At 62.1% G+C, this 3,001-nt stretch carries 3 protein-coding genes; 1 reads left to right on the top strand and 2 read right to left on the bottom strand.

Annotation, left to right across the window (positions count from 1 at the left end; genetic code table 11):
• The first annotated feature begins 108 nt into the window (after positions 1-108).
• Positions 109-732, top strand: a complete 624-nt coding sequence (locus NEZ08_RS09960) for a ParB-like protein (RefSeq protein ID WP_298106449.1) — start codon at positions 109-111, stop codon at positions 730-732.
• Positions 733-744: 12 nt separating this feature from the next.
• On the opposite strand, the gene NEZ08_RS09955 is transcribed toward NEZ08_RS09960, so the two are convergent.
• Both NEZ08_RS09955 and NEZ08_RS09950 read right to left on the bottom strand, forming a co-directional pair.
• On the bottom strand, positions 745-1,326 hold the full coding sequence (locus NEZ08_RS09955; protein WP_298106448.1) for a peroxidase-related enzyme: 582 nt from the start codon (positions 1,324-1,326) through the stop codon (positions 745-747).
• A 99-nt stretch (positions 1,327-1,425) separates the two neighbouring features.
• Positions 1,426-3,001 (bottom strand): DUF87 domain-containing protein (locus tag NEZ08_RS09950; RefSeq protein ID WP_298106447.1); only part of this gene is annotated, 1,576 nt, incomplete at its 5' end.

Genomic DNA, 3,001 nt, shown 5'->3' with positions numbered 1-3,001 from the left:
TCCTGCGTGCCCGGCCGGGCGAAGGCGATTGAACGCAGCTTCCGTCATGCGATAATCGAACGCGCAACAGTTGCCTATTTCACAATCCGGCAGGGAGATGTCCGGCTCATGTCGACCGTGCGCGAACCGATGATCCATCCGATTCCGATTCTGTCGCTTCGACCGACCCAGATGACGGTCGGGATGAGGGAGGTGAAAGAGAAGCGCAAGCGCTGGCGCGAGCAAAAGAAAAGCAAGCAGGCCGAGTCGCTCGGCAAGCACATGATCCCGGTGGTGTGCGGTCCTGACGATCGGTACTATGTCATCGATCACCATCACCTGGCGCGCGCCCTGCATGACGAGGGCGTCAAGGATATTCTGGTCACCGTGATCGGCGATCTCAGCATGGTCGAACGCGACGCCTTCTGGGGCGTGATGGACAACAAGCGCTGGGTCTATCCCTATGATGCAAAGGGCGATCGCCGGCATTTCAAGGATCTGCCGAAGTCAATCGCGGAATTGAAGGATGATCCTTTCCGCAGCCTTGCCGGCGAATTGCGCCGCATCGGAGGATTTGCCAAGGATACGACGCCGTTCAGCGAATTTCTCTGGGCCGATTTCCTGCGCCGGAAGCTTTCGACGAAGGTGGTCGAAGACAATTTCGCCAAGGCAATCGAAAAGAGCCTGGCGCTCGCAAAGAGCCACGACGCGGTTTATCTGCCCGGCTGGTGCGGGCCCGCGGATGAAGGGTGATTGGCCGGCTCTTCAAGCCTTCGGCAGCCGTCCCATCAGATAGAACTCGTCGTTCGGCCGCATCGCACTGACATTGGCCAGACGGTTCGACAATCCGAAAAACGCCGAGATCGCCGCGATATCCCAGATGTCGTCATCGCTGAATCCGAGGGCCGCGAGCGCGGCAAAATCGGCGTCTGAAACAAGCTGCGCCTCCTGGCTTACTTTCATCGCGAAATCGAGCATGGCGCGCTGGCGCGGCGTGATATCCGCCTTGCGGTAGTTGGCGGCGATCTGGTCGGCAATGAGCGGGTTCTTCGCCCGAATCCGCAGGATCGCGCCGTGCGCGATCACGCAGTACTGGCACTGATTGGCGCTGGAGGTCGCAACCACGATCATCTCGCGCTCGGCCTTGGAGAGGCCGCTGTCCTTCTCCATCAGCGCGTCGTGATAGGCAAAGAAGGCGCGAAACTCCTCGGGGCGAAACGCCAGCGTCAGGAACACATTCGGAATGAAGCCGGATTTTTCCTGCACCGCGAGCAGGCGGCTGCGGATATCGTCCGGCAGGTCCGTGATCGCGGGAACCGGAAAACGCGAGATATCAGGCTGGGTCATGGCGAGGCTTCCGCTCGGGGGAAGCCCCGACAATAGGCGTTGGCTTTGACAAGCGCAAAGCCTGTCGAGGCCGGCGCGACAACCGGTGCGCAACGGCTGCTACCGCAGCGGCTTCTTCAACAGCGAAAAGCGGTCCGGATCGAGCCCTAGCGACGGCTGCAGCATCGGTGCTTCGACGCTGGCCATGGTCCGCGAGGCGGTACCGACGGCGGGATCGTTGGCAACGTCGCGGTTCGACGTGGCGCCGCGCCAGCGCTCCAGCACCGCACTGACAAAGTGCATGTCATGGCCGGTGGTGGCCGAGGGCACCGTCGATATCGTGGCTTCGCCGCGCGGCAACTGATGGACCGGCACTTCCTTGAACCGCAACCGTGTCGGCAGCGCCACGCCTTCGCCGAAGGCCAGCACTTCGCGCGTTCCAAGCGATGGAACGAAGGAGAGCAGGTTGGCCGCCGCGTCCGAGACTGCCGAACGCAGCAGCGCCTGGTCACGTTCGTTGGCAAGGCGCATCGTGAACAGCGTGTTGCACTGGGAGATGATCGTGGCATCGAGTTCGGCGGGACGCTGGGTGATGAGCCCGAGATACACGCCGTATTTGCGGCCTTCCTTGGCAATGCGCGACACCGCCTTGCGGGTCGGGCCGAACCCGACGTTGCGGTCGGCGGAGGCGTAGCGGTGAGCTTCCTCACAGACAAACAGCATCGGCGAGACGCCGTCGCTCCAGAGGCCGAAATCGAACGCCATGCGGCACAGCACCGAGACCACCGAATCGATGACTTCGGCCGGGAAGCCGGCGAGCTGCATCACGGTCATCGGCCGGCCCTGCGAGGGCAGGCGGAACAGATGGCTGATGACCTCGGCCATGGTGTCGCCGCCGACATTGGCATTGTCGAACATGAAGGCGTAGCGCGGATCGTTGCGCACGGTCTCGATGCGCGAGATCAGCTTGTGGTAGATGATGCGCGACGAACGGTTCTCGAGCTTGCCCATGCGCTCGTCGATCAGCGAGATCAGATCGACCAGCCGGTAGGGCACGGGCGTATCGAGCGTATAGCCGGCCGCCCTCGGATCGGCGCGTTTCAGCCCGACGCGGTCGGCGTTCTGGTATTGCGTATAGATCGCCTTGGCGACCGGAATGACCTCGGCGAGGATGTCGAGTTCGTCGGGCACGCCGGGGCGGCCGGCGAACAGCACGTCGACGATCTCCTCGAAATTGAACAGCCAGAACGGAAGCTTCAGGTTGCGCGGATTGAGCACCAGCGCGCGGTCGCCGAAGCAGCGGCCATATTCGTTGTGAACGTCGAGCAGGAAGATCCGCAACTGTGGCCGGGACTTGAGGATCTCGTTCAGGAGCAGCGATACGCCGGTCGATTTGCCGACGCCGGTCGATCCGAGCACGGCGAAGTGCTTGGAGAGCATTTCCTCGATGTCGACATAGGCGATGACCGAGGGATCCTGCTGCAAGGTGCCGATATTGATCTGATCAGAGCCGCTTGGCTCGTAGATGGTGCGCAATTCCTGGCTGTTGATCAGCTCGACGGCGTCACCAATGGTCGGATAGTTGGTGACGCCGCGCTGGAACTTGTGGCGGTCGGCGGTGACCAGGATTTCACCGAGCAGGTCGACCGAGGCGCTGGCAATGTAGGTGTCGGATGTCGGCAGGTTTTCGCAGGAT

It is taken from the genome of Bradyrhizobium sp. (assembly GCF_027451485.1).
Lineage (GTDB): Bacteria > Pseudomonadota > Alphaproteobacteria > Rhizobiales > Xanthobacteraceae > Bradyrhizobium.
The sequence above is the reverse complement of the archived record's forward strand: the minus strand, read 5'-3'. Positions and strand labels throughout refer to the sequence as shown.

Coding starts and splice junctions, on each gene's coding strand:
- NEZ08_RS09960 (WP_298106449.1), top strand. CDS start 109: ATGTCGACCGTGCGCGAACCGATGATCCATCCGATTCCGATTCTGTCG.
- NEZ08_RS09955 (WP_298106448.1), bottom strand. CDS start 1,326: ATGACCCAGCCTGATATCTCGCGTTTTCCGGTTCCCGCGATCACGGAC.